This is a genomic window from Stenotrophomonas rhizophila (assembly GCF_000661955.1).
Lineage (GTDB): Bacteria > Pseudomonadota > Gammaproteobacteria > Xanthomonadales > Xanthomonadaceae > Stenotrophomonas > Stenotrophomonas rhizophila.
On sequence record NZ_CP007597.1, the window covers coordinates 1,502,396 to 1,527,500 of the forward strand.

A 25,105-nucleotide genomic window follows, 5' to 3' on the forward strand; every position below is an offset into this window, starting at 1 on the left:
TTCCGTCGTCGCCCGCATGTGCATTTGCTAACGTGGCCCGGCCACCGACCCCTTGGAGTCTGCATGTTCCGCCAGCGCCTTGCCGTTCTTGCCGCCTGCGCCGCCGCCGCGCTGTCGCTGGCCGCTTCCGCCGCCGAACCACCGTCCAAGGTGATCGGGGCGTATTACCCGGGTGGCTCGGCCGAACGCTATCCGGTCGCGGACATCCCCGCCGACACGCTCACCCATCTGTTCTACGCATTCGCCACCATCGACGCGGGCCGGTGCGTGGTGGAGCCGCAGGCGGACGCGCATTTCAAGGCGCTGGCCGCGCTCAAGCGTGCGCATCCGACGCTGCATACGCTGATATCGATCGGCGGCTGGAACGCGGGCGGCTTCTCCAACGCGGCGTTGACGGCCGACAGCCGCGCGCGGTTTGTTGCGTCCTGCGTTGCGCTGTTCTTCGACACGCACCGCGGCAGTTTCGACGGCGTGGACATTGACTGGGAATTCCCGGTGTACGGCGGACCGCTGGAGGTCACCGATCGCCCGCAGGATCGGCGCAACATGACCCTGCTGGTGCGCGAGTTCCGCCGCCAGCTGGACGCGGCCGGCACGGCCGACAAGCGCCACCTGCTGCTTACCGCCGCGCTGCCGGCCGGGCGCGTGCAGACCGACGGCCCCTACGATCCGGCGCGCAGCTATGCGCTGAAGGAACTGGGCCAGACGCTCGATTTCATCAACCTGATGAGCTACGACATGGGCACCGGCTTCTCGGCCGTGTCCACCTTCAACGCGCCGCTGCGTGAGGTGGCCGACGATCCGTTGGACCCGGCGCAGCGCCGGTGGAACAACGTGGAAGGCGCCGTGGCCTACTACCAGCAGCACGGCGTACCGGCCAGCAAACTGGTGCTGGGCGTGCCGTTCTACGGGCGCGGTTTCCGCGCCACCGCTGGCGGCAACGATGGCCTGTACCAGCCTTACAGCGGCCCGTTCGATGCCGGTGACTGGCGACGCATCCGCAGCGAATTCCTGGACGCGCCCGGCTGGCAGCGGCAATGGCATCCGGTGGCGCAGAGTCCGTGGCTGTACAACCCGACCCAACGGATCTTCATCAGCTATGAAGACCCGACGTCGATCGGGTTGCGCGCCGCGTTCGCCAAGTCCGCCGCGCTGCGCGGGGTATTCACCTGGGAGCTGACCGGCGACGACGCACAGGGCAGCCTGCTGCAGGCGATGGCTGCGCCGTTCCTGCCTTAGTCCAGGTAGTGCGACACCTCGATCAGGTTGGCGTCGGGATCGCGGAAGTACACCGACAGGATCGGCCCGGTGGCGCCCGTGCGCTGCACCGGGCCGTCTTCCACGTCCACCTGCTGCGCCTGCAGGTGGGCCAGGATCTCGTCCATGCCGGCATAGGTGATCAGGCACAGGTCCGCCGAGCCGGGCGTGGGGCGCAGCGCCTTGGGCTCGAACTCGCGTCCCGCAGCATGCAGGTTGATCTTCTGCAGCCCGAAGCGCAGCGCGGTGCGCCCGGCGCCGAAGGTCTCCACCTGCATGCCCAGCACGCGCCGGTAGAAATCGCAGGTGGTGTCGATGTCGGCCACGGTGAGTACGAGGTGGTCGAGGCGGTCGATATGCAGGTCGGTCATGGCAGTGCGGCACGGCGGGGAAACCGGCACGTTACCCCTGCTGCCGGCAATGCACGGTGAGTGAGGGCGGGCTGCAGGGCGGGAGACCAACGGCACCTGCGGGGCGGTTGCGCCGTGCCCTATGCTTGACCGCATGGAGACCGTGCGCCTGCTGGACCTGGACATCGACCGCGCCATGCAACAGGTGCGGCGCGGCGATGCCGTTCTGCCGGTCAGCGGACTGAGTTGGCGGCTGCTCGATTGCCTGCTGGCGCACGGTACCAACGTGGTGAGCTTCGATACCCTCGCCGCGCAGGTGTGGGCCCCGGCCGTGGTCGGCGAAGATGCGATCAGCCAGCGGGTGAAGCTGCTGCGGCAGGCCTTGGGCGATGACAGCCGCAGCCCGCGCTATGTGCGCTCGGTCCGCGGCCGTGGCTACCAGCTCTGCGCGCCCGTGCAGCCAGTCGCGCAGGCCGCACCCGCAGACCAGGCACCGCCCCTGACGCGGCGCTGGGGATGGCGCGCATCCGCCGTTGCCGCCAGTGCGGTGGTGGTCGCCGCGGCCGTGGCCGTCGTGGCCTGGCCCGCCGCCGCGCCGCGCTCCCCGGCCGACCCGCTGCTGCAGCGTGCCGACCACTACGCCGGCATCGGCCAGGCCAGCAACAACGCGCGCGCCATCGCGCTGTATCGGCAGGCGCTGCAGGTCGATCCGGACCTGCCTGCCGCACGACGCGGGCTGGCACGTGCGCTGGCAGCCGATACCTGCCTGTTCAATGGTCCCGCCGAGCGTGCGCAGCAGGCCGTGCTCGAAGCGGACCGGGTGCTGCGCGCCGCATCGGACGATGCCGCCGCGTTCGCTGCACGCGGGTACGCGCATGACTGCCTGGGGTCGATGCCGCGCGCAATCGCCGATTACCAGCGGGCGTTGCAGCGCGACCCGGACGATGAGCGCACGCGCGCCTCGCTGGCGTACCTGCAGCAGGAACAGGGCCACCTTGCGCAGGCCCTGCAGGCCAACCTGTCGCTGCGCGCGCCCGAACGCGTCCGCTTCCGTGAGGTGCAGGTCGCGCGCGAGCTGGAACTGCTCGGCTTCACCGACGCCGCGGCACGTCGCCACGAACGCAACTTCCAGCTGTTCCCCGACAACGTGTTCGCCAACATCGCCTGGCCGCGCAGCCTGCTGCTCAGGGGTGATGCGGGCCGGGCACGGACGGCGCTGCAGGAGGCGCTTGCGCGCGGTACGCCGCATCCACAGTTGTTCCGCCTGCAGGGCGAGATGCTGCTCCTGCTGGGCGACGCCACCGGCGCGGCGCAGGCCTTCGAGCGCGGCCGGGCGCTGCGTCCGCAGCAGTCGATGGGGCAGACCCTGGTCGGCCTGCACGGCACCACGCCGCCCACGTCGGCGTGGATCGCCGCGCAGCTGCAGGCGCAGGCGGGCGAGGCCGGGGATGGCTGGTCGGACATGGCCATCGAACGCGCCCTGCTGCACCAGGCCCAGGGCGATACGACGGCCGCCGTGGCCGACCTGCAACGCGCGGTGGACGCGGGTTTCCGCGATGCCGCCTGGCTGCGTGCCACGCCGCTGTTCGCCCCGCTGCGCGCGGCACCCGGGTGGTCGCGGCTGTTGGCCCGGATCGACGCGGATGTCGCTGCGCAGCGCGCGCAGGTCCTGGCCGCCGCGTGGCGGCCAGGCGAGCTGGATGGGCTCAGTCCAGCGAAGGCAGCAGGAACCCGGTGAGGATGCGGCGCGACTGCGGGTGGGCGTAGTTGCGGTTGTAGGCACTGCTGGTGATCACCGCCACCAGCTTCCTGTCCGGGATCACGAACACGTAGTTGCCGCCGTTGCCGGACATCGCCCACAGTGTCGTTTCGCGTCCCTGCACGGGCAGTTTCAGGCCCCACCACTGGTACCCGTAGTCGCTGCCATCGCCGGTGCTGGCCTGTGCGCTGACCATCGCCGCCACATAGTCAGCCGGGATCAGCGCCTTGCCCTGCCAGCGCCCGCCGGCCAGCACCAGCGCGCCCAGGCGTGCCAGGTCCCGGCTGCGGTAGCGGGTGCCGCCGCCGCCCATGCCGATGCCTTCCGGCGAACGGTTCCACCGGCTGGCGTTGATCCCCAGCGGACGCTCCAGCGCCTGGGCGGCATAGTCGGCCAGCGGCATCTTCGTGGCGCGTTCCAGCACGGCGCCCAGCACGAACGAATTGGCCGTGCAGTAGGCGTGGGCACGCCCATGCGGACTGTCCTGCGGGCGCGTCATCCACGGGGCGAAGCCCTTCACCGGCAACGCCAGGGCGAAGTCCAGCCAGCGCTCGGTGACGTACATGCGTTCTTCGTTGCCGGCCGAGAACGCGTTCTCGTCGTCGCACTCCCACAGGCTGCTCATGGTGAGCAGGTCTTCGATCGTGGTCGCACGCAGGCGCGGATCGACCGGATGGGTGGCGGTGAATTCGGGGAAGTAGTCGTAGACCCGCGCCTTCACTCCCGGCAGGTGGCCATCGCCGATGGCCGCGCCGACCAGCATCGCGGTGACGCTTTTGCTGGCCGAGCGCACATCATGCAGCGTGTCGGCGCTGGCCCCGTTGAAGTAGTGCTCGTAGACAATCTGTCCGTCCACCATCAGCAGCACGCTGGTGACCTGCTTGATGTCTTCGGCGGCGATGGCCGCTTCCAGGGCGGCCAGCTTGGCCGGATCCGGTGTCGGTGGCGCCGCCCGGGCCGCCAGTGGCAGGCAGGCGAGCCAGAACAGGATCAGGGCGGTGAAACGGGGTGAACGGGTGTGCATGGTCAGGCTCCTCGAAGGGGAGCCTGACTACGCCATGGACGCGACTGAAGTGCTGGAAGAACGCCTGAAGGTTTCTGAAAGCCCGCCCGCACAAGGGCGCCGGTGGGCGAGGGCACGGCGCGCGGAGCGCCGCGTCGGCAGTCACGGCGCGGGCGTGGCCAGACGCTGCGGTCGCGCCCACACGCTGTTCGGCTCGCCGTGGATCGCGCGTCGGCTGCTGGCGCGCGCCATCGCGGCGAACCCGAGGGCCATGGCCAGCGCCACCCCGTCCACCCAGAACAGCGGCCAGTAGCCGCGCTGAGCGCTGGTCCACAGCCACAGCCCGCTCATCGCCCCATGCACCAGCGGGATCAGCGCGGTGACGATTGCCGCGGCCCACAGCAGCTCGCGTGCGGCCTGCCACGGCGCGCGCAGCGCCGCCCACAGGGCGCAGCCGCCCCAGACCAGGAAACAGATCCAGCGCATGCCGGCGTCGGCCTGTGCGGGGGCCAGGTGTTCCAGCAGCTGCACGCCGACGAAGGCGGCCGAGATGGCCACGCACAGGCCGATGCACACCCCGACCGTGGCGCGCGCCATGTTGATCTGGGCACGGCCTTGGGCCTGCTGACGGCGCTTGCGCCGCGACTCGATCCACAGCAGGTTGCCCGAATAGAACAGGAAGGCACCGCCCAGGCCCAGCGCGAAATACAGCCAAGGCACCAGACCGTTGCCGAACTCGCCGAAATGCAGGGCATACGCGGTTGCCAGCGTGGCGTGGTTGGCGTCGCGCCGGCCCGGCAACTGGGTGTGCAGAATGTCGCCGGTATTGGCGTCCAGCGCCACGGCGCCCAACGGACCCAGTGACACCCCGCCGTCGCCGGTGATCTCGATCACCGCGTTGGCATCGCCGGCGTTGGCCAGCTTCAGGTACGCCGGTTCGAAACGTGCCTGGCCCTGGTCGTTGGCCACGGCGATCGCACGGGCATGCAGCATGGCCAGGCTGCCGGCCCGGACCGGCTCGCCGCTGGCGGCGCGGATCGGCGCGGTATCCATCGCCGCCGGCAGCGCGGCCAGCAGCTTGCCGTCGTAGATCAGCGGGTTGAGCGCGGCCATCTGCAGGAACACCAGGCACAGCAGCGCGCCGGTCACCGCAAACAGCAGGTGGAAGGGCAGGCTGAGCACGCCGATCACGTTGTGCGCGTCCTGCCACATCTGCTTCAGGTTGCGGCCCGGGCGCAGCGCGAACAGGTCGCCGGCCAGCTTGGGCAGGTGGATCACCAGCCCGGACAGCAGCGCCAGCCCATACAGCAGGCTGACCACGCCCATCAGGTAGATGCCGGCCACCGGAAGGCCCAGGGTGTAGTGCAGTTCGTTGACCAGCTCGGCCAGCCCGGCCTGGGGCGGGGTAGGGCTGCCATCGTATTGATCGGCCCAGGCGAACAGCCAGGTGCCCTTCGCGTCCTGCCAATAGGCCACCGATTGCGGCGTCTCGGCACCGGGGAAGGTCATGCCCAGGTGCTGGCGGGCTTCGGGGTGCCGGGCCAGCACGCCATCCAGCAGACGCTGCGCGTCGTCCAGGGTCTGCGCGGGCTGGGTCATCGCCTGCGGCGATTGCCACAGCGGCAGGTCATGGTGGAACACGGTGATCGCGCCGGCATAGAACGCCACAAACAGCGCAAAGCCGGCCACCAGGCCAACCCAGGTATGCAGTGTGGTGAAGGTGCGCAGGGTGAGCGAACTGAATTTCATCGAGGTTCCTTTACTGCACCAGATCGGCGGCGCGCAGGAGCCACAGCAGGGCAAAACCGGCCGCTGCACTGATGCCGAGCCCGGCCCACGCGCGCACGCCGCTGCGGAACGCGAAGGCCCACAGCGCGGCCAGCATCCAGAACGGGATGAAGGTGATCAGGCTGGGCACGATGGCGCTCTGCCACGGGCCTGGCGGCAGCCACGCCACCAGCCCGGCACATGCGGCGGCCACCAAGAAGCCGGCGACCAGCCCGGCCAGGGCACGCGCCCACATCAGGACCGCGCCTCACGCTCGGGACGCGTCCAGGCGGCCAGGTAGGGCAGGATCAGGGCGGTCAGCATCCACCCGGCCAGGGTCACGCACAGGCCGGTGGCCAGACCCAACTGGCCCATCCACAGCCACAGCGAGGTGGCGGCGGCCACCAGCCCGATCTGCCGACCCAACCGCCCGGCACGGCGCAGCCGCGGCCAGCGGCAGTGCGGGGAGGCGGCATAGAAGGCCAGCGCCGAGAACGCAGACGCTGCGCCAGCGACGCTGCAGTACAGCAGGGCAAGCGTGGTGCCGCTCAGCACGGGACGCACGTTGGACGGGCAGCGGAGGCCATGGTGGATCCTTGGGGGAAAGGCAGGGCCGCTTGTCGCACGGCCCGCTGCGCATGGTAATCATTGCTCTTTTGGTCTGCCACAGCCGCGCGTTCAGGCGCATGCCGGGGCGGTGCGGGCGCAAAAATCCGCGCTTTGGTTTAAGATCGGCAGGGTATCCATCCAGGCAACAAGGTGGCCCGCGCCCAGCGCCGGTCCAGCGTGCGACATGAGCACTACCATCGCCCACCGCTGAACGCTCCCGACGGCCCCTTGCAGGCGCCTTCGTGGCGCTTTTTTTATGGCCGAGCGGCGTGTCGCCGTTGCCTCTGTTCCACCTCCGATTCCCCGGCCTGCGTTGCGGGCCCACCAGAAAAAGCCCAGTCATGATCGCGATCACGCTTCCCGACGGCAGCCGCCGTGAGTTCGAAAACCCCGTCAGTGTCATGGACGTCGCCCAGTCGATCGGCGCCGGCCTGGCCAAGGCCACCATCGCCGGTTCGGTCGACGGCGTGCTGGTCGATGCCAGCGATGTGATCGATCGCGACGCGACCCTGCGCATCATCACCGCCAAGGACGAGGAGGGCGTGGAGATCATCCGCCACTCCGCCGCGCATCTGGTCGGCCATGCGGTCAAGCAGCTGTACCCGGACGTCAAGATGGTGATCGGCCCGGTCATCGCCGAAGGTTTCTACTACGACATCTACTCCGAGCGTCCGTTCACCCCGGACGACATGGCCGCCATTGAAAAGCGCATGGGCGAGCTGATTGCCCAGGACTACGATGTGGTCAAGAAGGTCACCCCGCGTGCGGAGGTCATCGAGATCTTCAAGGCGCGTGGCGAGGACTACAAGCTGCGCCTGATCGAGGACATGTCCCCGGAGATCCAGGCCATGGGCATGTACTACCACCAGGAATACGTGGACATGTGCCGCGGCCCGCACGTGCCCAACACGCGCTTCCTGAAGGCCTTCAAGCTGACCCGCATTTCCGGCGCCTACTGGCGCGGCGATGCCAAGAACGAGCAGCTGCAGCGCATCTACGGCACCGCCTGGGCCGACAAGAAGCAGCTTGAGGCCTACATCAAGCGCATCGAAGAAGCCGAAATGCGCGATCACCGCCGCATCGGCAAGCAGCAGGAGCTGTTCCACCTGCAGGAAGAGGCCCCGGGCCTGGTGTTCTGGCACCCCAAGGGCTGGGCGCTGTGGCAGGTGGTGGAGCAGCACATGCGCCGCGTGTACCGCGACAGCGGCTACGGTGAAGTGCGTTGCCCGCAGATCCTGGACGTGTCGCTGTGGCAGAAGTCGGGCCACTGGGACAATTACCAGGAAAACATGTTCTTCACCGAGTCGGAGAAGCGCACCTACGCGGTCAAGCCGATGAACTGCCCGGGCCACATCCAGGTGTTCAACCAGGGCCTGCACAGCTACCGCGACCTGCCGATCCGCTACGGTGAGTTCGGTTCGTGCCACCGCAACGAGCCGTCCGGCGCGCTGCACGGCATCCTGCGCGTGCGCGGTTTCACCCAGGACGATGGCCACGTGTTCTGCACCGAATCGCAGATCGAGGCCGAAGTGACCGCCTTCCACCAGCAGGCGCTGGCGGTGTACACGACCTTCGGTTTCGAGGACATCCAGATCAAGATCGCGCTGCGCCCGGAAAAGCGCCTGGGCGACGATGCCACCTGGGACAAGGCCGAAGCCGCACTGCGCTCGGCGCTGGGCAACTGTGGCGTGGAATGGCAGGAGCTGCCGGGCGAGGGCGCCTTCTACGGCCCGAAGATCGAATACCACCTCAAGGACGCCATCGGCCGGACCTGGCAGCTGGGCACCATGCAGGTCGATTTCATGATGCCCGGCCGCCTTGGCGCCGAGTACGTGGACGAAAACAGCCAGAAGAAGCACCCGGTCATGCTGCACCGGGCCATCGTTGGCTCGATGGAGCGTTTCATCGGCATCCTGATCGAGCACCACGCCGGGTCCTTCCCGTCCTGGCTGGCCCCGACCCAGGTGGTGGTGGCCAATATCACCGATGCCCAGGCTGAATACGTGAGCGAAGTCCGGAAAACCCTTGCAGATCAAGGCTTCCGGGTAAACGCCGATTTGCGCAACGAGAAGATCGGTTATAAGATTCGCGAGCATACGCTGCAGCGGGTCCCGTACCTGCTGGTGGTTGGCGACCGTGAGAAGGAAAATGGCGCCGTGGCCGTGCGTACGCGCTCTGGCGAAGATCTGGGCAGCATGTCCGTCCAGGCCTTCATCGAGCGGTTGCAGGCAGAACAGTCCGTGTAAGAAAGTCCCGGCCCTGCGGATGATCCGCCAGGGGCCGGTTTGATTCCTCTGGGAGATTGCAATATCAGTACCCCTGACAACAAACAGAACCGCAAGAATCAGGAAATCCGGGTGCCGCGCGTACGCGTGATCGGCAGCGACGGAGAAATGATTGGCGTGTTGACGCGTGACGAAGCGCTGTCGATGGCCGAAGACGAAGGTCTGGACCTGGTCGAGATTCAGCCGCAGGCTGATCCGCCGGTGTGCAAGATCATGGACTTCGGCAAGTTCAAGTTCGAAGCGCAGAAGAAGGCCAACGAGGCCAAGAAGAAGACCAAGCAGGTCGAGATCAAGGAAGTGAAGTTCCGTCCGGTCACCGATGAAGGCGACTACCAGATCAAGCTGCGCAAGATGCGCGGTTTCCTGGAAGAGGGCGACAAGATCAAGGTCAACATCCGCTTCCGTGGCCGTGAAATGAGCCATCAGGAACTGGGTCGCGAAATGGCCAACCGGATCGAGGGTGATCTGGGTGAGGACATCGTGATCGAGTCCCGTCCGCGCCTTGAAGGCCGGCAGATGGTGATGATGATCGCGCCGAAGAAGAAGTAACCGCCCACCGGGGGGTAGAGCCGACCGTTGGTCGGCTGCACACCCCAACGTGGCGAGGGGTAGAGCCGACCGTTGGTCGGCTGCACCGAGCGTTGCTCGGCTTCCCTGCTTCGCGCACCACACAGCGGGCGCCCACCGGCGCCTTCTGCCGTTTCCCGCGTGCGCGGCCTGGCATGACGCCGGCCCTCGCGGCCGTTCCGTTCAGGTTCGGCCGGCCCGCGGTAAACATTCGCCCAATCAACAGTTTGCAACCTCCCGTGTTCACGGGCATAATGGGCGGCCCCGTTTTGCGGGGCGCTGTTTTGAACGGTTTCAGGCCCGGCAACGGGCATGCTGTTTCAACGGCAACAGGACCGGCCTGGTTCCCATCGGGGATCCCGGGCTTACAAGCAGGCAAGGGCATGGACGGAAAGTGTGGCGCAGGCCACCGCCCTGGTCAGTGACAAAACATCATCAAGGACATTGCAATGCCCAAGATCAAAACCAACCGGGCGGCGGCCAAGCGTTTCCGCAAGACCGCCTCCGGCAAGTTCAAGGCTGGCCATGCCAACCGTAGCCACATCCTCACGAAGAAGTCGACCAAGCGGAAGCGCAATCTGCGTCAGACGAACCATGTTCGTGCAGAAGACGCAGGCCGTTTGAACCGTATGCTTCCCTACCTCTGAGGACTGACCCATGGCACGAGTAAAGCGTGGCGTACAGGCGCGTCGCCGCCACAAGAAAATTCTGACCCTTGCGAAGGGTTACTACAACGCTCGCCGCAAGGTCTTCCGCGTTGCCAAGCAGGCCGTGATCAAGGCACAGCAGTACGCCTACATCGGTCGTAAGCAGAAGAAGCGTAATTTCCGTTCGCTGTGGATCACCCGCATCAACGCGGCTGCCCGCATCAACGGCCTGAGCTACAGCCGTTTCATGAATGGCCTGCTCAAGTCCGGCATCACCCTGGACCGTAAGGTTCTGGCTGACATCGCCGTGCACGACGCAGCCGGTTTTGCTGCACTGGCCGAAAAGGCCAAGGGCGCGCTGGCGGCATAAGTCCATTCCCCCCGCCGTTGCCGCAGTCGCGCAGCGGTGGTGGGTAAGGCAAATGCATGGGGAAGGGCGCAAGTCCTTCCCCATTCTTTTTTGTGTTGGCGGTGGCCCTCCCGGTGCCCCCGATCGACAGCGGTGGCGACGGGGGTCGGCCCGGCGCGTATCGCGATGGCATACCGACGCGAGGCTCCGGCTATCCATGAGTGACATCCAATCCCTGACCACCCAGGCCCTCGCCGACGTGGCCGCTGCCAGCAGCCCCGATGCGCTGGAAGCCCTGCGCGTGGCACTGCTCGGCAAGAACGGCAGCATCACCGCCCAGCTCAAGCAGCTTGGCGCATTGCCGGCCGACGAGCGCAAGGCCGCCGGTGAAGCCATCAATCGTTCCCGCGACGCGCTCACCAGCGCGCTGGCCGAACGCAAGGCCGTGCTGGAAGACGCTGCGCTGGACGCGCGCTTGGCCGCCGAATCCATCGACATCACCCTGCCGGGACGTCGCGCTGATCGCGCCGGCCTGCATCCGGTCACCCGTACCCTGGAGCGCATCACCGAGATCTTCGGCCGGCTCGGGTATGAAGTATCCGAAGGCCCGGAAATCGAAGACGACTGGCACAACTTCGAAGCGCTGAACTTCCCGCCGCACCACCCGGCGCGTGCAATGCACGACACCTTCTATTTCGGCGACGGCCGCCTGCTGCGCACGCATACCTCCGGGGTGCAGGTGCGCTACATGGGCGACCACGCGCCGCCGCTGCGCATGATCGCGGCCGGCAAGGTCTACCGCAGCGACAGCGACCAGACCCATTCGCCGATGTTCCACCAGGTTGAAGGCCTGCTGGTGGACGAGCATTCGACCTTCGCCGACCTCAAGGGCACCTTGTCCGAGTTCGTGCGCGCGTTCTTCGAGCGCGATTTCGAGATGCGCTTCCGTCCCAGCTACTTCCCCTTCGTCGAACCCGGTGCGGAAGTGGACATCGCCTGGCAGCAGCCCGATGGCAGCACCCGCTGGCTGGAAGTGCTCGGCTGCGGCATGGTCCACCCGAACGTGCTGCGCAACGTGGGCATCGATCCGGAACGCTACACCGGCTTTGCCTTCGGTATGGGCGTGGAGCGCTTTGCGATGCTGCGCTACGGTGTCAACGACCTGCGCGCGTTCTTTGAAAACGACGTGCGGTTCCTGAAGCAGTTCGCGTAACGCCGGTACTACCCGTGCAGCCGGGCAGCGCCCGGCGCTACGTCGCACCACCATTCATCACGGCCCAGGCGCATGCGCCGGGCCCACCAGGGTGACACCATGAAATTCTCTGAAAACTGGCTGCGCAGCCACGTTCCCACCTCGGTCTCGCGCGACGAACTCGGCGCGGTGCTGACCGCCATCGGCCTGGAAGTGGAAGAGGTCACCGCGCTCGGCGTGGGCCTGGACCACGTGGTGGTGGCGCGCATCGTGTCGGCCGAGCGCCATCCCGAAGCCGACCGCCTGCAGATCTGCCAGGTCGATGCCGGGCAGGGCGAGCACCTGCAGATCGTGTGCGGCGCGCCGAACGCGCGCCCGGGCCTGGTTGCGCCGCTGGCGATGATCGGTGCGCAGATCGGCGAGCTGAAGATCAAGCCGGCCAAGCTGCGCGGCGTGGACTCCAACGGCATGCTGTGTTCGGCCAAGGAGCTGGGCCTGGACAGCGACGCGTCCGGTCTGTTCGAGCTGCCCGATGACGCGCCGGTCGGCCAGACCCTGGTGGAGTACCTGGGGCTGCCCGACGCCAGCATCGAGATCAAGCTGACCCCCAACCGCGCCGACTGCTTCAGCATCCGCGGCATCGCCTTCGACGTGGCCGCTGCATGCGCCAGCGAAGTGGTGCCGTTCGACGCAGCCCCGGTTGCGGCGGTGGGTACCCGCGAATTGACGATCGACCTGGCGGCCGGTGCCGAAGCGCCGCGCTACGTGGGCCGTGTCATCGAAGGCATCAACGCACGCGCCGCCACCCCGTTGTGGATGGCCGAGCGCCTGCGCCGCAGCGGCGTGCGGCCGGTGTCGCTGCTGGTGGACATCACCCAGTACGTGATGCTGGAACTGGGCCAGCCGATGCACGCCTTCGACCTGGGCACCCTGCAGGGCCGCATCGGCGTGCGTCGCTCGCGCGCCGGTGAGGCGCTGAAGCTGCTCGATGGCCGCGATGCCGCGCTGGACGACAGCTTCTTGGTCATCACCGACGCCGATCGCCCGATCGCGCTGGCCGGCCTGATGGGCGGCTTCGACACCCGCGTCACCGACGACACCACCGCCGTGTTCCTGGAGGCCGCGCATTTCGCGCCCGCCGCGATCATGGGCCGTGGCCGCAAGCTGGGCCTGCACACCGACGCCGGCCACCGCTTCGAGCGTGGCGTGGACCCGGCCCTGCCGCGCACCGCGATCGAATACGCCACCCGCCTGGTGCTGGACCTGGCCGGTGGCACGCCCGCGCCGGTGACCGAAGCGGTCCGTGAGGCCGACCTGCCGGCGACCGCCAGCATCGGCCTGCGCCGCACGCGCATCGCCCGCGTGCTCGGCATCCAGATCGCCGATGCCAACGTCGAGCGCATCCTGCGCGCGCTGGGCATGGACGTGGTCGCCCACGCCGACGGCTGGCAGGTGACCGCGCCGAGCCGCCGCTTCGACATCGCCATCGAAGAAGACCTGATCGAAGAGCTGGCCCGTATCCACGGCTACGAGCAGATTCCGACCACGCTGCCCGGCGGTGCCTCGCGCATCGCCATGCCCAGCGAGACCCGCCTGGACGACCTGAGCGTGCGCCGCCAGCTGGTGGCGCGCGACCTGCAGGAAACCATCAACTACGCCTTCGTCGATGCCGGTCTGCTCGGCCAGTGGCAGCTGCATGACGACGTGGTGGCGCTGGCCAACCCGCTGTCGGCCGAACTGGCGGTGATGCGCCCGTCGCTGCTGCCGGGCCTGGTGGCCACGCTGGGCCGCAACGCCGCGCGCCAGCTGGGCCGGGTGCGCCTGTTCGAGCTGGGCCGCAGCTTCCACCCGCAAGCAGGCGAGGGCACCCCGGCGCCGCTGGAGACCCAGCGCGTGGCCGCCGCCGTGTGTGGCGACGCCGACCCGCAGCAGTGGGGCCTGGCCACCCGCAAGGTCGATTTCCACGACCTCAAGGGTGACCTGGAATCGCTGGCGGCCGCCTCCGGCGCGGTGCTGACCTTCCAGCCCTCGCAGCGCCCCTACGGCCACCCGGCGCGTTCGGCCGAGGTGCTGCGCGATGGCGTCAGCCTGGGCTGGATCGGCCAGATCCACCCGCGCCTGGCCAAGGCCATGGACATCGACGTGGACGTGTTCGCCTTCGAGCTGGACCTGGCCCCGCTGGCCGCCCGCCAGCTGCCGCGTGCCACCGAGCTGTCGCGCTTCCCGTCGGTGCGCCGCGACCTGGCCTTCCTGGTGCCCGAAGCCGCCGCCTGGGCCGACCTGGAAGCCACCCTGCGCCGGGCCGTCGGGCCGCTGCTGCGGCAGGTGACCCTGTTCGACCGTTACGTCGGCCAGGGGGTCGAGCCGGGCTTCAAGAGTCTCGCTATGGGCTTGATTTTGCAGGACAAGTCGCGCACTCTGACGGACCGCGACGTGGAGTCGGTAGTGGCTGAGGCTGTCTCTGCCATGGAGCGTGAACACCACGCCCGGATCCGCGGTTGAGCGGGCAGCATGGGGGGTAGCAGGAATGGCATTGACCAAGGCTGAGATGGCCGAAAAGCTGTTCGACGAAGTGGGTCTGAACAAGCGCGAAGCCAAGGAATTTGTCGACGCGTTCTTCGATGTGTTGCGTGAGGCATTGGAACAGGGACGTCAGGTGAAGCTGTCCGGCTTCGGTAACTTCGACCTGCGGCGCAAGAACCAGCGCCCGGGTCGCAACCCGAAAACCGGTGAGGAAATTCCGATTTCCGCCCGTACGGTGGTCACCTTCCGTCCGGGCCAGAAGCTCAAGGAAAGGGTAGAGGCATATGCTGGATCCGGGCAGTAACCGCGAACTTCCGCCGATACCGGCAAAGCGCTACTTCACCATTGGTGAAGTGAGCGAGCTTTGCGATGTCAAACCGCACGTGCTGCGCTACTGGGAAACCGAGTTTCCCAGCCTGGAGCCGGCCAAGCGCCGCGGCAACCGTCGCTACTACCAGCGCCACGACGTGCTGATGGTGCGGCAGATCCGCGGCCTGCTCTACGAGCAGGGCTACACCATCGGCGGCGCACGCCTGCGCCTGGAAGGTGCCGGTGCCCGCGACGAATCGACGCTGAGCAACCAGATCATCAAGCAGACGCGGATGGAGCTGGAAGAAGTGCTGCAATTGCTTCGTCGCTGAACAAATCCACTGATAAAACCGTTATACTCGTCGGCCCGCTGAGAGGCGGGGACAGTACCAGCATCATCGGGGCGTAGCGCAGCCTGGTAGCGCATCTGCCTGGGGGGCAGAGGGTCGTCGGTTCAAATCCGGCCGTCCCGACCATTGTTGGTAACAGATCAAGGGCTTGCACAGCGATGTGCGGGCCCTTTTTCGTTGTGCGTGCGCATGCCGGTGCCGGGTCGCTCGCGGGCGGTGGCATGAACGAAGACGGGGCGCGAAATCTCGTTCGCGCCCCTTGTGTATGACCGGGAAAAGCGGTCAATACGCCGCCTGCATCATCTACGGCCCGAGCAGAGCAGTTCCCAGCGCATATGCTCGGCGAAGTACGTGTTGGAACACACCAACTCGATATCGCCTTGGGTGAAGCTGGTTCGAATGCCCAGGTCGAACGCATAGCGACTGAAGTCCATGTAGGCAGCGCTTCCGATGCCGCCGGGGAACTCGTAGACGGTGGGCTGTCCGTCCTTGGCGAAGTCCTCCTTTTTCAATGGAATGGGATTGCCGTGCATGTCTTGGGCGCTTTCAGGAATGGCCACCCACGTTTTCAGGTCATTGCTGTAGGTTGCGCGGATCTTCGAGCCGTCCGGGAAATTGATCACGGTGACCGGTCGGCCGCCGTCCATGGTCAGGATGGGTGTTTTGACCGCATTGACGAACGATATCCAGGCAACATAGGTTTTCGCTGCCAACGACGCATCAAGCCTTTCCATGACATTGTTCATCTTGCCGGGGCTTTGAATCCCTTCGTACGCATTTGCAGGCAAGGGTTTTCCGGGGTCTTGCGCGGGCGCTGCCTGACGCGCCTGCATGGCCAGGCCGCCCTGGCGCTCAAAGCTCCACGACCCCGAGTCGACGTAGTACTGCATGTCGAGTGAGCGGCCATTGGCGTGCCAAAAACCGACCAACGCGACGAAGTAGTCTTCAAGCGCCTGGTCGACCGGCATTTCGTACATCTTCGTATTGGGTGTAATGACGAATTTGTGGATCTCGCCCGTAGAGACGCTGAAGATTGCGACGCCGCCGAAATCGATCGCTCGCCTCGCTTCCTCCTGCATTTCCACCAGCGAACATCCCTCGCAGGGGAAACTGGCGATTTCCGCCTGGGCGTGGACAGTTGTGGCGGCAAGCAAAAGGCACGCGCCGGTGATTACGTTGATGAGTGTTCGGGACACGATTCATTCCTATATGGACACGTTGGGTAGGAAATGAATGACGACTCTGGCTAGGGCAGCAATGCTGAGCGCAATCGATACGGCCCGGGTAACGCGATTCATTGGCCCCGGTCGAAAGGGCATCCACCCCATCAGCAGAAGGGTTACAGCCGCAAATACGATCACTTGCGGGCCAGTTGCCATCATCGCCAGGCAGAAACTGATGAAGGCGAATAGCGAAAGTACGAGCTCGATATAGGTTCGATTGGTCATCGTCTGGGCACGTTGCTGCAGAAGTGGCTGGGCCATCCATGGCCGTGGAGGTAGCAACCTCCACAGCACGTCAATCGTAACACGACTCATTCGCATTAATGGGGTGCGAAAGACACCGGTTCGATGGGGCCGATGCGGTGTCGCGACTTGCTGCGTGGGAGGATTGGCCATCGCACGTTTCAGCATTTACCATAGGCCCACTCGTACTACCGCGGCTGCTGAACCCGGTACTCACGAGAACACGACCATGGAAATGGAAAGAAACCGCGCCTGGCGCCGTTCGCAGGCCCGCAAGTGCGGCGGCGACCGCATTGCGCATGTCATGAAGTTCAAGCCCGAAAAGAACTGGAAGCTGCTGTATACCCGCCCGTGCAAGCTGATGCGTGCCCGCCAGCTGGGCATCAGCTATCCGATCCGCAGCACGCGCCAGTTGCTGGACCAGCAATGACCCACCTGCTGTTCGTCTGCAGCCGCAACCAGTTGCGCAGCCCTACCGGTGAAGCGGTCTGGCAGCCGCGTGCGGGATTCACTGCGCGTTCGGCGGGCACCAGCCCGCATGCACGCAGACCCATCGGCCCAGCGGATATCCGCTGGGCCGATGTCATCTTCGTGATGGAGCCAAAGCACCAGCACCGGCTGCAGGCGGCGTATGCGCGCCTGCTGGCTTACAAGCGGCTGCACTGCCTCGATATTCCCGATGATTACCGCTACATGGACCCGGCCTTGGTGGCGTTGCTCGACGACCGGGTGGCGCGGTATCTGGCCGGCGACAGCGCGACACGCTGAGCCGGCGATAGCGCGCGATCAGTGGTTGGCGGCACCCGGCATCGGGTCGTCGTAGGTAAACCCGACCAGGCACTCGCGCAGGGCATCGATCTCCGCCATGCCGCTCTCAACCAGACCACCGCCCAGCGCCTGCAGCCAGTACCCGTCGGCGGCCAGCCGCGCCACCCGCAACCGGGGGGCACTACGTTCGGCCGGCACCTGGGCCAGGCGCTCATCCAGCCAGCGGCGCCACAGCGCGGCAAACGCCGGTTCCACCAGCGCACTCAACGAGAAACGTGCCCAGTTGGCGTCTTCGGCGTGCATGGCCTCGAAGGTGGCGCGGACGTAGGCGCGGGTGAAGCGACCGTGCGGCACCGGATCCGTCGCGACAAGCACATCCAGCGCATCCCCGAAGCGTGCCAGGCACTCGGCATACGCCGCTTCCAGCAGGTCCTGGCGGTTGGCGAAGTGGTGGAACAGCGCGCCCTTGCTGACCCCGGCGCGGTCGGCAACCGAGAGCACCGTGACATTGCCCAGGCCGTGCAGCATCGCTTCCTGCACCGCTGCATCGAGCAGGGCCGCGCGCACCAGCACCGGCTGCCGGCGTCGTCGGGTGGCGTCCATCAGTGTGCCGCCGCTTTGGAGAACGCGTTGATCATGACCACCCCGCCGACGATCATCGCCACCCCGGTGATGGCCTGCCAATCCAGGCTCTGCTTGAACACCGTGACGCTGATGATCAGGGTGAGCACGATGCCCACGCCGCCCCAGATCGCATAGGCGATGCCCAGCGGCAGCGCCTTCAGCGCATGGCTGAGCAGGTAGAAGGACACCACGTAGCACAGCGCCATGCTCAGGGTGGGGCCAAGTTTGGTGAACTGTGCGGTCTTCTGCAGCAGCATTGTGCCGGTGACTTCGGCGACGATCGCGCCCGACAGGAACAGATACGCGGTGACCAAGGGTGACATGGGTTTCTTCCAGTTAGATACCGACCGGGCGGTATGTTACTTGTTGGTGCGGTGAATGGTATCTGATTGAACTGCCTCCCATGGCGTTGTCGGTCCGGCCCAGGCACCCATCCGGGCACCGCCTTCGCGGCGCGGTACAGGGCGTGTTTGCCGCTACCATGGCGCATGAACCCCACCCCCGATAACGCGAGCGCCCCCCGGCTGCTCGGTTTTGACGTACCCGGTCTTCAGGCCACGGTTGACCCCGCCGAAGACGAGGCGATCGTTGCCTTGCTCGATGTGGAACCCTCGGCCCGCTGGCTGCAGGTGTTCCATCGCCGCGTCGACGCCTTGAAGGGGGAGCTGGGGCTGGCGCGCGTCCAGATGGACGGCCGCAGCATCCGCTTCTTCGGTTCCGTTGCCGACAGCCGACGCCTGGCCAATGAGATTGCCGGGCTGATCAAGGACATCGCCCAGGAACTGTCCAGCCCGCCGTGACACCGGCGGTACGGGCCGGTAACAGCGTCAGCGCGCCAGCAGCGGCAGCGGCCGGTCCACCACCACCTCTTTCATCACCAGCGTCGAGGTCAGCCGCTGCACGCCGGGCAGCGCAGACAGGTGCTCGTCATAGAGCAGGCGGAAGGCGGGCAGGTCGCGGGTGACCACGTGCAGCAGGTAGTCCGGGTCGCCGAACAGGCGCTGCGCCTGCAGTACCTGCGGCACCTCGGCCACGGCCTGCTCGAACGCTTCCACCGCGCGCCGGTCACCGTCGCGCAGGGTGATGAACACCAGGGTCGAAAACTTCAGTCCCAGCGCGGCCGGGTCGAGCTCGGCGCGGTAGCCCCGGATCGCCCCGGACTGCTCCAGCGCCCGCACGCGGCGGTGGCACGGCGAGATGCTCAGGCCGATCCGTTCGGCCAGTTCCGTGACGGTGAGCCGCCCATCTTTCTGCAGCTCGGCAAGAATACGGCGGTCGGTGTCGTCCATGCGCAAGAGTTTCCTCCTGCAGCGTGTTGCGTGGCAAGTAATTGGAAGCACATTCCAGTGATGCGGGAATATTCTTCTGTCTGGCCAGCAGATAGCGGCAAGACCGCGTGGACCCCATGCAACCCACTACCGTGGCCGCCTTCTGGGCGGTGTCGATCCTGCTGGTGCTCACCCCGGGCGCGGACTGGGCGCACGTGATCGCAGCGGGGCTGCGCGGGCGGGTGGTGGTGCCGGCGGTGGCCGGGCTGCTGTCCGGTCACCTGCTGATGATCGCCCTGGTAGCAGCCGGCGTGGGCGCGCTGCTGGCCCGCTTCCCGGTGGCGCTGCAGGCGCTCACCGTGGCCGGCGCGCTGTACCTGCTGTGGCTCGGCGTGGCACTGCTGCGCAACCCACCTGCGCCCGCAACGGGCGACGCGCATGCGGCATCGGGCTGGCGGCACTGGGCCGTGCGCGGCGCCTGCGTAAGCGGCCTGAATCCCAAGGTGATGCTGTTGTTCCTGGCCCTGCTGCCGCAGTTCATTTCGGTCGGTGCCGGGTGGGCGATGCCGGCGCAGATCCTGGCACTGGGCCTGGTGCATATCGCAAGTTGCGCGGTGGTGTACCTGGCCATCGGCTTCGGTGCCGGCGCGCTGCTGCGCACCCGACCGCGTGCGGCGCGCGTGGTCGGCCGCATTTCCGGTGCGGCGATGGTGATCATCGCCGTGCTGTTGTTGTGCCGAACCACTACGATCTGATCCCCCTCATGAAACAAGGACATGCCATGACCGAACAGCTTCATCCGTACGCGAACTCGCCCAGCCCGCTGACCCAGGCAAAGCGCGTGCGCATTCCGCACCTGCAGGAGATGAAGGCACGCGGCGAGAAGTGGGCCATGCTCACCGCCTACGACATGTACACCGCGGCGATCTTCGAAGACGCCGGCATCCCGGTGCTGCTGATCGGCGATTCGGCGTCCAACAACGTGCTCGGCAATGACAGCCTGTTGCCGATCACCGTGGACGAACTGATGCCGCTGGTGCGTGCGGTGAGCCGCTGCACGCGACGCCCCCTGGTGATCGCCGACCTGCCGTTCGGCTCGTACCAGGCATCACCGGAACAGTGCTTCCACACGGCGGTGCGCTTCATGAAGGAAGGCGGCGCGCACGCGGTCAAGCTGGAAGGCGGCATCGAGATGGTGCCGCAGGTGCGCAAGCTGGTCAGCTCGGGCATTCCGGTGATGGCGCATATTGGCTTCACGCCGCAGTCGGAGCATCAGCTGGGCGGGTTCCGCGTCCAGGGCCGTGGCGACAATGGCCCGGTGCTGGTGGAAGCGGCGCGCGCGCTGGAAGCGGCCGGTGCGTTCGCGGTGTTGATCGAGATGGTGCCGGCCGACGTGGCCGCGCAGATCACCGCGGCGGTTTCGGTGCCCACGGTGGGTATTGGCGCGGGCAGCGACTGCGATGCGCAGGTGCTGGTCTGGCAGGACATGGCCGGACTGCGCACCGGGCAGCTGCCGCGCTTCGTCAAGCAGTACGCCGACATGCATGGCCTGCTGCACAAGGCGGCCAGCGAGTTCGCCGCCGATGTGGAAGCAGGGGTCTTCCCGGGGCCGGAACACGCGTTCCAGTCGTAACCGGCCAGGGCAGGGTTGCGCGCCCGTATCAGCTCAGGGCGCGCAGCACTTCTTCGATCAGAACCACATAACAGGCCACGAAGTAGAACTTCAGCAGGGCCGGATGTTGCTTGGTGATTAGCGCGCGCATGGGCGTGACGAGGCTGGTTGGACGCCCTGATTGTGACGGAGGTGTGAATTTGTGGCAATCATCACAAATTAAATCCGCTTAGCTAGATGAGGGAAGCTGACAGCGCATCCTCAATAGGCTTCCAACCTGTTGATTATCCGGATATTTTTCATGAATTCGCAGGTCTGGAAAATGCCGTGAGCGCGGGGCCGCCGGGCTGCCAAACACCCCGCGGCGGGTCCAAAAACGCTCAGTGCCGGTCCACCCACCTGCCCAGCAGGCGGCGGAGCATCACCGATGCCACGGTCAGCGGCACCACGATCGGCCATTGCAGCAGGAACAATCCGGCCGTGATTTCCCATGCGGTCCAGGTGGTGCCGAACACCTGTGCGTCGGGCGGCCCCAGCCGGATGACCACGAGCGTGGCGACGGCAAAGGCCAGGTCCTGCCAGCGCGACGGCGGTCGCGCCCCTGCGCGCCTGCAGAGCACGAGCACAGGGATCACCACCAGACTGGCCAGCAGCGCGTGGATCCACACGTCGCCCCGCGTGTAGTCATAAGGAATCGACGGCCAGGCCCATCCCAAGCGCTCCGTCTGGAGCTGGGCGGTGAGCACGCACGCAAATGTGATCGAGGTGGCCAACAGCACCGCTAGATCGAGGCACGCCTGCAGTGCCGTGCGTGCGATGTTCGATGCGGGTGCGAAAGAAGAGGGCGGCATGGGCGGGCGGCACGGTACGGCGGCCAATCTCAGCAGAATTCAATGAATTTGTCGCGTTTGGCTGCGACGTGCCTGCGCGCGAGGCTTAGAGTGAAGCGATGTACACAAACAGGAAGAAGACACGATGATCAGAGCTCTGCGGGACACCGATCTGCACGCCGCCAGTGCCGTCTGCATGCGCGCGTTTCTGAGCACGGTGGCACCGTCGCTGTCATCGATCGGGGTGGACACCTTCCGCACGATTGCCGCGGCGGACGGCTTCGCGCAACGCACCGGGCCGGACAGCCTGCAGCTGGTGTACGACGATGCGGGCGTGATCAAGGGCGTGGGCGAACTGAAGCAGCGTCGCCATGTGGCGATGCTGTTCGTCGACCCGGCCTGCCAGCGGCAGGGCGTGGGCGAGGCATTGCTGGCGGCGTTGATCGCGCAGGCACACGACGATGGGGTGACGGTAAACGCATCCCTGCCATCGGTGGCGTTCTACCAGCGCCACGGCTTTGCATGCAGCGGCGAGGTGGGTGAGTCGGCCGGGCTGATCTACCAGCCGATGGTCCGCGACATGCCCCACGCCGTCGATGTCGCCAGCGCGCTGGGCTGATCCACGCAGCGCAGACTTCACGCCGTTCGCGCGTGTCGTTCACGAAGGGCGGACAGCGGCATCGCTAGGTTGGAGGCCTGTCAGTCATCCCGGTTTGCGGGTAAGGATCATCATGATCAAGTGGGCCATCATCTTCGCCGTCATCGGCCTCATTGCCGGTGCACTCGGCTTCGCCGGCATCGGCGGCGCCGCGATCGGCGTGGCGAAATTCCTGTTCTGGGCCGGCATCATCATCGCCGTGGTGTTGTTCGTGCTGGGCATGACGATCGCCAAGAAGGTCACCTGACCGCAGGACAGCATCGGCTTCAAATATCAACGCCTGCGCAGTGATGCGCAGGCGTTTTTGTTTGGGCGGTGCGCCGCCGGCATTCGATGGAACGTCCGGGTTTCACGAGGGTGCGTTCGGTTGCATGGGTGGCCAAACGCGGTGCGTGTCTGTGTGCGTAGGCACGGATCGCGCGCAGCCACCCGTGGGGTGGCTCTACCCCCCACTGTGGAGTGAGCGAGCAGGTGGCATTGGCGCGGGCTCTACGTGTTACCGGAAGAAGAACGACACGCCCAGGCCGGCCTGCAGGTCCGGGCTGTTGTTGTCCAGGCCGACGTCGAACGAGGCATCCAGCTGTACGGTGCGGGCCACCATCCAGGTGACGCCGGCCCCGGCGATGGCGGTGGACGCTTCGCCCTGGGTGTGGGTGAAGCCGGCTTCCAGGTAGCTGCTCACGGTGTCGGTCAGCGCCACGCTGACGCTCGGTGACCAGGTGAATGCATCCGCGCCAGCGCCGCGGGTGGCGTTGGCATACAGCGCGCCGCTCCAGCGATCGTTGAAGCTGTATTCGTAGCTGGCACCGAGCGCGTACTGGGTGCCGCCTTCGCTGAAATCGCGCGCACCGGTGGCGAAGGTGGTGCTGGCCAGCAGCGCCCAGGCATGCTTGTCCGAGCCGGTGGGCAAGGCGATCTTGATGGCAAGGCCGCTGTCGCCGCCGCCGTTGCTGCTGCTCGCCGACCCATCGCGCGGCTTGAGCTGCAGGTGGTTGAACGGCGTGCTGAAGGCCTGCAGTTCCACATGCTCGGCCAGGCCGATGCGCAGGTTGAGGTCGCTGCTGTACTGGGTGGACCGGGTACCGTCGTCATCGCGATCGCGTTCCAGGCTGGGCAGGCCCCATTCCAGTGCGACGTTGCCGCGCGGCAGGGTGCTCGGCGAGAAGCCGATACCGGGGCGATCGAACGACGGCGTTTCATCGTCGTCCTGGGCCAGGGCAGGGGAGGCGATCAACAACAGGACAAGGGCAACAGGCAGGCGCATCGTGCAATCTCCGGGCTGCGGCGCAGCATCGGCAAAGTGTGCCGCAAGCGCCTGTGAGGAGGCAGCCCCTGAGTAGCGATCAGCCGTCGGTGCGGGTCAGTGCCAGTAGACCTTCCAGCAGGCGGTCGGCGCGGGGGCGGCCGTCTGCATCGACCGGATTGGCCAGCGACTGCAGCCAGAAACCGTGTGCTGCGCGCCGCGCGGCGGTCAGCCGGTGGTCGCTGCCTTCGCCGGGATGTTGTTGCAGCTGGTCCTGTATCCAGCGCTTGAGCGCCTGCGCGATTTCCGGGTCGGGGCGGCCGCGCGGTGCGCCGGGACCTGGGTCGCTGGGGGCCAGGCAGGCACGGAAGATCGCGGTGACATACGCGCGCGAGAAGCGCCCATGTGCGACCGGGTCGTCGGCGATCAGGCCCTGCACGGCACGGTCGAAATCGACCAGGGCCTGGGCCAGCAGCGGGTCTTGCCCGCCGTCGTGGGCGCTCATCATCGGAAAGGGACGGCTCATGCGGGCTCCGGGAGCGGGGTCGGAAAGGCGGGGAGGGCCCGGCTCAGTGCGGTGCCCGTGCCTGCGGCAGGCGCGGTGCGGCCGCGCCGGGTTGCAGCAGCAGGGCGTTCAACAGCGCGATCACCCGTTCGCCCTGGCCATCGCAGGCCAGTTCGAAGGGGGTCTGCCCGCCGAGCGAGGGCAGCGGCGTATGCAGGATCCACTCCAGCACCGCGCCGCGGTCCGGTTCGATACGCAGGGCCACATCGGCAACACGACGGACGATTCCCTGGCGCATGATCAGAATCCGTAGCTGAGCGAAAGTGCGGCCGAGTCCATGTGGTCGCCGGTGGTCATCGGGCTGTCCTTGACCGCATCGGACAGCCGCGTGCGGCGCAGCGATGCGGTGGCCGTCCAGTGCGGGCCAAGCGGCATCACCGCGGTCAGGTCGGCGTAGGGCGACACCCCGCTGCCGGCGCGGTAGCGCGCCAGGCCACTGCGGCGCGCTTCGTCCTCGCTGACCCCGAAGTAGTAATCGTTGAGCCCCTTGCCGGCGTAGTTCAGGCCCACGCCGGGCACCAGCGTCACCCGGCCCATGGGCAGCGGGTAGGCGTACTTGGCATCGGCGGCGACGCCGCCACCGTGGCCGCTCACTTCGGCCTGCACGTTGCCCTGCAGCAGGCCCCACGGCGCGGTATGCCGCACCGCCACCCCGGCCATCGCCGAGAAGCCGCGGTTGGACAGCTGGCGCAGCTGCGGGTCGTGGCTGTCCTTGCGCTTGAAACGCATCATGTACGGCGAGGCCATCAGGGACACTTCGGTGCTGTCGCTGTCCAGCAGCTTGTAGCCGAAGCTGCCGCCGCGGAAGTGGAACTTTCTGCCTTCGTAGCTGATGATCGGCGCGCCCACGGTGTCGGTCTTGTAGCCGGTATAGGGCGACTTCAGGGCCACCACCGCCACGCCCAGGCTGCTGCGCGGCTTGGCGCCCGGTGCCTGCGCGAATGCGCTGCCGGCCACCAGCCATGCCGCGGTCGCCAGCACGACGGCGGCGATGCCCGGGCACAGCGACTGCCGGGTACGTTCATTGCCAACCAGGCCGCAGGTGCCTGCCGGGGGGGAATCTGCCTTGCAACGCTCGCGCATGTACCTGCCACACTGGGAATG

The 25,105-nt window shown here is 66.8% G+C and carries 31 protein-coding genes and 1 tRNA gene; 18 read left to right on the forward strand and 14 right to left on the reverse strand.

The window, feature by feature from the left end; translation table 11 throughout:
- Positions 1-63 precede the first annotated feature (63 nt).
- Positions 64-1,239: a glycoside hydrolase family 18 protein gene (locus DX03_RS06290; RefSeq protein WP_038687264.1), complete on the forward strand. Its 1,176-nt coding sequence runs from the start codon at positions 64-66 to the stop codon at positions 1,237-1,239.
- Here the strand turns inward: DX03_RS06290 and DX03_RS06295 are convergent.
- Entirely contained in the window at positions 1,236-1,619 is a 384-nt protein-coding gene (locus DX03_RS06295; protein ID WP_185753531.1) for a VOC family protein, read from the reverse strand. The two genes, DX03_RS06290 and DX03_RS06295, sit on opposite strands and share 4 nt — an antisense overlap.
- Before the next feature lie 142 nt (positions 1,620-1,761).
- Here DX03_RS06295 and DX03_RS06300 point away from each other — a divergent pair, with 142 nt between their 5' ends.
- Positions 1,762-3,345 carry a tetratricopeptide repeat protein gene (locus DX03_RS06300; protein ID WP_038687268.1) on the forward strand — a complete coding sequence of 528 codons (1,584 nt, stop codon included), beginning with the start codon at positions 1,762-1,764 and terminating at the stop codon, positions 3,343-3,345.
- On the opposite strand, the gene DX03_RS06305 is transcribed toward DX03_RS06300, so the two are convergent.
- The 4 genes from DX03_RS06305 to DX03_RS06320 form a co-directional block, all read right to left on the reverse strand.
- On the reverse strand, positions 3,314-4,390 hold the full coding sequence (locus tag DX03_RS06305; RefSeq protein WP_081797164.1) for a serine hydrolase domain-containing protein: 1,077 nt from the start codon (positions 4,388-4,390) through the stop codon (positions 3,314-3,316). The genes DX03_RS06300 and DX03_RS06305 overlap by 32 nt on opposite strands.
- A 141-nt stretch (positions 4,391-4,531) precedes the next feature.
- Complete coding sequence (locus DX03_RS06310; protein ID WP_038687270.1) at positions 4,532-6,118, reverse strand: PepSY-associated TM helix domain-containing protein; 1,587 nt, start codon at positions 6,116-6,118, stop codon at positions 4,532-4,534.
- A gap of 10 nt (positions 6,119-6,128) precedes the next feature.
- Positions 6,129-6,392, reverse strand: a complete 264-nt coding sequence (locus tag DX03_RS06315; RefSeq protein ID WP_038687272.1) for a hypothetical protein — start codon at positions 6,390-6,392, stop codon at positions 6,129-6,131.
- A complete protein-coding gene (locus DX03_RS06320) occupies positions 6,392-6,700 on the reverse strand; it encodes a hypothetical protein (RefSeq protein WP_244880189.1) in 309 nt (102 codons plus the stop codon). The genes DX03_RS06315 and DX03_RS06320 overlap by 1 nt, the downstream gene beginning before the upstream one ends.
- Positions 6,701-7,086: 386 nt before the next feature.
- Between DX03_RS06320 and thrS the strand changes: the two genes are divergently transcribed.
- The 9 genes from thrS to DX03_RS06365 all read left to right on the forward strand — a co-directional run bounded on the left by thrS (position 7,087) and on the right by DX03_RS06365 (position 15,093).
- Positions 7,087-8,991 (forward strand): threonine--tRNA ligase, encoded by a 1,905-nt coding sequence (gene thrS, locus DX03_RS06325; protein WP_038687276.1) that lies wholly within the window; start codon positions 7,087-7,089, stop codon positions 8,989-8,991.
- 48 nt (positions 8,992-9,039) lie between these two features.
- On the forward strand, positions 9,040-9,579 hold the full coding sequence (gene infC / locus DX03_RS06330) for a translation initiation factor IF-3 (protein WP_172407481.1): 540 nt from the start codon (positions 9,040-9,042) through the stop codon (positions 9,577-9,579).
- Between the two features lie 467 nt (positions 9,580-10,046).
- A complete protein-coding gene (rpmI, locus tag DX03_RS06335) occupies positions 10,047-10,244 on the forward strand; it encodes a 50S ribosomal protein L35 (protein WP_017355265.1) in 198 nt (65 codons plus the stop codon).
- Between the two features lie 10 nt (positions 10,245-10,254).
- Positions 10,255-10,614: a 50S ribosomal protein L20 gene (rplT, locus tag DX03_RS06340; protein WP_017355264.1), complete on the forward strand. Its 360-nt coding sequence runs from the start codon at positions 10,255-10,257 to the stop codon at positions 10,612-10,614.
- Between the two features lie 196 nt (positions 10,615-10,810).
- Positions 10,811-11,806 (forward strand): phenylalanine--tRNA ligase subunit alpha, encoded by a 996-nt coding sequence (pheS, locus tag DX03_RS06345; protein WP_038687280.1) that lies wholly within the window; start codon positions 10,811-10,813, stop codon positions 11,804-11,806.
- A 99-nt stretch (positions 11,807-11,905) separates the two neighbouring features.
- Positions 11,906-14,287, forward strand: a complete 2,382-nt coding sequence (pheT, locus tag DX03_RS06350) for a phenylalanine--tRNA ligase subunit beta (RefSeq protein ID WP_038691980.1) — start codon at positions 11,906-11,908, stop codon at positions 14,285-14,287.
- Positions 14,288-14,312: 25 nt separating this feature from the next.
- Positions 14,313-14,612 (forward strand): integration host factor subunit alpha, encoded by a 300-nt coding sequence (locus tag DX03_RS06355; RefSeq protein ID WP_005410432.1) that lies wholly within the window; start codon positions 14,313-14,315, stop codon positions 14,610-14,612.
- Complete coding sequence (locus tag DX03_RS06360; protein ID WP_038687283.1) at positions 14,593-14,949, forward strand: MerR family transcriptional regulator; 357 nt, start codon at positions 14,593-14,595, stop codon at positions 14,947-14,949. The genes DX03_RS06355 and DX03_RS06360 overlap by 20 nt, the downstream gene beginning before the upstream one ends.
- Positions 14,950-15,016: 67 nt before the next feature.
- Positions 15,017-15,093, forward strand: a tRNA-Pro gene (locus DX03_RS06365).
- 173 nt (positions 15,094-15,266) lie between these two features.
- Here DX03_RS06365 and DX03_RS06370 read toward each other — a convergent pair.
- Positions 15,267-16,163 carry a hypothetical protein gene (locus DX03_RS06370; RefSeq protein ID WP_038687285.1) on the reverse strand — a complete coding sequence of 299 codons (897 nt, stop codon included), beginning with the start codon at positions 16,161-16,163 and terminating at the stop codon, positions 15,267-15,269.
- 499 nt (positions 16,164-16,662) lie between these two features.
- On the opposite strand from DX03_RS06370, the gene DX03_RS06380 reads away from it, so the two are divergent.
- Together DX03_RS06380 and DX03_RS06385 are read left to right on the forward strand one after the other, a co-directional pair.
- On the forward strand, positions 16,663-16,863 hold the full coding sequence (locus DX03_RS06380) for a hypothetical protein (RefSeq protein ID WP_038687289.1): 201 nt from the start codon (positions 16,663-16,665) through the stop codon (positions 16,861-16,863).
- Positions 16,860-17,201, forward strand: a complete 342-nt coding sequence (locus tag DX03_RS06385; RefSeq protein ID WP_038687291.1) for a low molecular weight protein tyrosine phosphatase family protein — start codon at positions 16,860-16,862, stop codon at positions 17,199-17,201. Before DX03_RS06380 ends, DX03_RS06385 begins: the two co-directional genes overlap by 4 nt.
- A gap of 18 nt (positions 17,202-17,219) precedes the next feature.
- On the opposite strand, the gene DX03_RS06390 is transcribed toward DX03_RS06385, so the two are convergent.
- The gene (locus tag DX03_RS06390; RefSeq protein WP_038687293.1) at positions 17,220-17,804 is read right to left on the reverse strand and encodes a TetR/AcrR family transcriptional regulator; all 585 of its coding nucleotides are present in this window, start codon (positions 17,802-17,804) and stop codon (positions 17,220-17,222) included.
- Positions 17,804-18,148 carry a DMT family transporter gene (locus tag DX03_RS06395; RefSeq protein ID WP_038687295.1) on the reverse strand — a complete coding sequence of 115 codons (345 nt, stop codon included), beginning with the start codon at positions 18,146-18,148 and terminating at the stop codon, positions 17,804-17,806. Before DX03_RS06395 ends, DX03_RS06390 begins: the two co-directional genes overlap by 1 nt.
- Positions 18,149-18,313: 165 nt before the next feature.
- Between DX03_RS06395 and DX03_RS06400 the strand changes: the two genes are divergently transcribed.
- Complete coding sequence (locus DX03_RS06400) at positions 18,314-18,625, forward strand: hypothetical protein (RefSeq protein ID WP_038687297.1); 312 nt, start codon at positions 18,314-18,316, stop codon at positions 18,623-18,625.
- Positions 18,626-18,652: 27 nt separating this feature from the next.
- Here the strand turns inward: DX03_RS06400 and DX03_RS06405 are convergent, their stop codons facing one another.
- Positions 18,653-19,114 (reverse strand): Lrp/AsnC family transcriptional regulator, encoded by a 462-nt coding sequence (locus DX03_RS06405; protein ID WP_038687299.1) that lies wholly within the window; start codon positions 19,112-19,114, stop codon positions 18,653-18,655.
- 116 nt (positions 19,115-19,230) lie between these two features.
- Between DX03_RS06405 and DX03_RS06410 the strand changes: the two genes are divergently transcribed.
- Both DX03_RS06410 and panB read left to right on the forward strand, forming a co-directional pair.
- A complete protein-coding gene (locus DX03_RS06410) occupies positions 19,231-19,848 on the forward strand; it encodes a LysE family translocator (RefSeq protein ID WP_038687302.1) in 618 nt (205 codons plus the stop codon).
- A gap of 26 nt (positions 19,849-19,874) precedes the next feature.
- Positions 19,875-20,726: a 3-methyl-2-oxobutanoate hydroxymethyltransferase gene (gene panB / locus DX03_RS06415; protein ID WP_038687304.1), complete on the forward strand. Its 852-nt coding sequence runs from the start codon at positions 19,875-19,877 to the stop codon at positions 20,724-20,726.
- A 359-nt stretch (positions 20,727-21,085) separates the two neighbouring features.
- Here panB and DX03_RS06420 read toward each other — a convergent pair whose 3' ends face one another.
- Positions 21,086-21,556 (reverse strand): hypothetical protein, encoded by a 471-nt coding sequence (locus DX03_RS06420; RefSeq protein WP_185753471.1) that lies wholly within the window; start codon positions 21,554-21,556, stop codon positions 21,086-21,088.
- Positions 21,557-21,680: 124 nt separating this feature from the next.
- On the opposite strand from DX03_RS06420, the gene DX03_RS06425 reads away from it, so the two are divergent.
- Both DX03_RS06425 and DX03_RS20625 read left to right on the forward strand, forming a co-directional pair.
- Positions 21,681-22,154, forward strand: a complete 474-nt coding sequence (locus tag DX03_RS06425; RefSeq protein ID WP_038687305.1) for a GNAT family N-acetyltransferase — start codon at positions 21,681-21,683, stop codon at positions 22,152-22,154.
- A gap of 112 nt (positions 22,155-22,266) precedes the next feature.
- Positions 22,267-22,440 carry a DUF1328 domain-containing protein gene (locus tag DX03_RS20625; RefSeq protein WP_038687308.1) on the forward strand — a complete coding sequence of 58 codons (174 nt, stop codon included), beginning with the start codon at positions 22,267-22,269 and terminating at the stop codon, positions 22,438-22,440.
- Positions 22,441-22,689: 249 nt separating this feature from the next.
- On the opposite strand, the gene DX03_RS06435 is transcribed toward DX03_RS20625, so the two are convergent.
- The 4 genes from DX03_RS06435 to DX03_RS06450 all read right to left on the reverse strand — a co-directional run bounded on the left by DX03_RS06435 (position 22,690) and on the right by DX03_RS06450 (position 25,084).
- Positions 22,690-23,457, reverse strand: coding sequence for a transporter (locus DX03_RS06435; RefSeq protein WP_038687310.1), 768 nt, complete (start codon positions 23,455-23,457; stop codon positions 22,690-22,692).
- Between the two features lie 79 nt (positions 23,458-23,536).
- On the reverse strand, positions 23,537-23,962 hold the full coding sequence (locus DX03_RS06440) for a hypothetical protein (RefSeq protein ID WP_185753472.1): 426 nt from the start codon (positions 23,960-23,962) through the stop codon (positions 23,537-23,539).
- 43 nt (positions 23,963-24,005) lie between these two features.
- Positions 24,006-24,239, reverse strand: a complete 234-nt coding sequence (locus DX03_RS06445) for an antitoxin Xre/MbcA/ParS toxin-binding domain-containing protein (protein ID WP_038687314.1) — start codon at positions 24,237-24,239, stop codon at positions 24,006-24,008.
- A 2-nt stretch (positions 24,240-24,241) separates the two neighbouring features.
- A complete protein-coding gene (locus DX03_RS06450) occupies positions 24,242-25,084 on the reverse strand; it encodes a MipA/OmpV family protein (protein ID WP_102100611.1) in 843 nt (280 codons plus the stop codon).
- Between the last annotated feature and the right edge of the window lie 21 nt (positions 25,085-25,105).

Coding starts and splice junctions, on each gene's coding strand:
- DX03_RS06440 (WP_185753472.1), bottom strand. CDS start 23,962: ATGAGCCGTCCCTTTCCGATGATGAGCGCCCACGACGGCGGGCAAGAC.
- rplT (WP_017355264.1), top strand. CDS start 10,255: ATGGCACGAGTAAAGCGTGGCGTACAGGCGCGTCGCCGCCACAAGAAA.
- thrS (WP_038687276.1), top strand. CDS start 7,087: ATGATCGCGATCACGCTTCCCGACGGCAGCCGCCGTGAGTTCGAAAAC.
- pheT (WP_038691980.1), top strand. CDS start 11,906: ATGAAATTCTCTGAAAACTGGCTGCGCAGCCACGTTCCCACCTCGGTC.
- DX03_RS06310 (WP_038687270.1), bottom strand. CDS start 6,118: ATGAAATTCAGTTCGCTCACCCTGCGCACCTTCACCACACTGCATACC.
- DX03_RS06390 (WP_038687293.1), bottom strand. CDS start 17,804: ATGGACGCCACCCGACGACGCCGGCAGCCGGTGCTGGTGCGCGCGGCC.
- DX03_RS20625 (WP_038687308.1), top strand. CDS start 22,267: ATGATCAAGTGGGCCATCATCTTCGCCGTCATCGGCCTCATTGCCGGT.
- DX03_RS06435 (WP_038687310.1), bottom strand. CDS start 23,457: ATGCGCCTGCCTGTTGCCCTTGTCCTGTTGTTGATCGCCTCCCCTGCC.
- DX03_RS06315 (WP_038687272.1), bottom strand. CDS start 6,392: ATGTGGGCGCGTGCCCTGGCCGGGCTGGTCGCCGGCTTCTTGGTGGCC.
- DX03_RS06405 (WP_038687299.1), bottom strand. CDS start 19,114: ATGGACGACACCGACCGCCGTATTCTTGCCGAGCTGCAGAAAGATGGG.
- DX03_RS06410 (WP_038687302.1), top strand. CDS start 19,231: ATGCAACCCACTACCGTGGCCGCCTTCTGGGCGGTGTCGATCCTGCTG.
- DX03_RS06425 (WP_038687305.1), top strand. CDS start 21,681: ATGATCAGAGCTCTGCGGGACACCGATCTGCACGCCGCCAGTGCCGTC.
- DX03_RS06400 (WP_038687297.1), top strand. CDS start 18,314: ATGAACCCCACCCCCGATAACGCGAGCGCCCCCCGGCTGCTCGGTTTT.
- DX03_RS06385 (WP_038687291.1), top strand. CDS start 16,860: ATGACCCACCTGCTGTTCGTCTGCAGCCGCAACCAGTTGCGCAGCCCT.
- DX03_RS06380 (WP_038687289.1), top strand. CDS start 16,663: ATGGAAATGGAAAGAAACCGCGCCTGGCGCCGTTCGCAGGCCCGCAAG.
- DX03_RS06300 (WP_038687268.1), top strand. CDS start 1,762: ATGGAGACCGTGCGCCTGCTGGACCTGGACATCGACCGCGCCATGCAA.
- DX03_RS06360 (WP_038687283.1), top strand. CDS start 14,593: ATGCTGGATCCGGGCAGTAACCGCGAACTTCCGCCGATACCGGCAAAG.
- DX03_RS06450 (WP_102100611.1), bottom strand. CDS start 25,084: ATGCGCGAGCGTTGCAAGGCAGATTCCCCCCCGGCAGGCACCTGCGGC.
- panB (WP_038687304.1), top strand. CDS start 19,875: ATGACCGAACAGCTTCATCCGTACGCGAACTCGCCCAGCCCGCTGACC.
- rpmI (WP_017355265.1), top strand. CDS start 10,047: ATGCCCAAGATCAAAACCAACCGGGCGGCGGCCAAGCGTTTCCGCAAG.
- DX03_RS06290 (WP_038687264.1), top strand. CDS start 64: ATGTTCCGCCAGCGCCTTGCCGTTCTTGCCGCCTGCGCCGCCGCCGCG.
- DX03_RS06420 (WP_185753471.1), bottom strand. CDS start 21,556: ATGCCGCCCTCTTCTTTCGCACCCGCATCGAACATCGCACGCACGGCA.
- pheS (WP_038687280.1), top strand. CDS start 10,811: ATGAGTGACATCCAATCCCTGACCACCCAGGCCCTCGCCGACGTGGCC.
- DX03_RS06355 (WP_005410432.1), top strand. CDS start 14,313: ATGGCATTGACCAAGGCTGAGATGGCCGAAAAGCTGTTCGACGAAGTG.
- DX03_RS06395 (WP_038687295.1), bottom strand. CDS start 18,148: ATGTCACCCTTGGTCACCGCGTATCTGTTCCTGTCGGGCGCGATCGTC.
- DX03_RS06305 (WP_081797164.1), bottom strand. CDS start 4,390: ATGCACACCCGTTCACCCCGTTTCACCGCCCTGATCCTGTTCTGGCTC.
- DX03_RS06445 (WP_038687314.1), bottom strand. CDS start 24,239: ATGCGCCAGGGAATCGTCCGTCGTGTTGCCGATGTGGCCCTGCGTATC.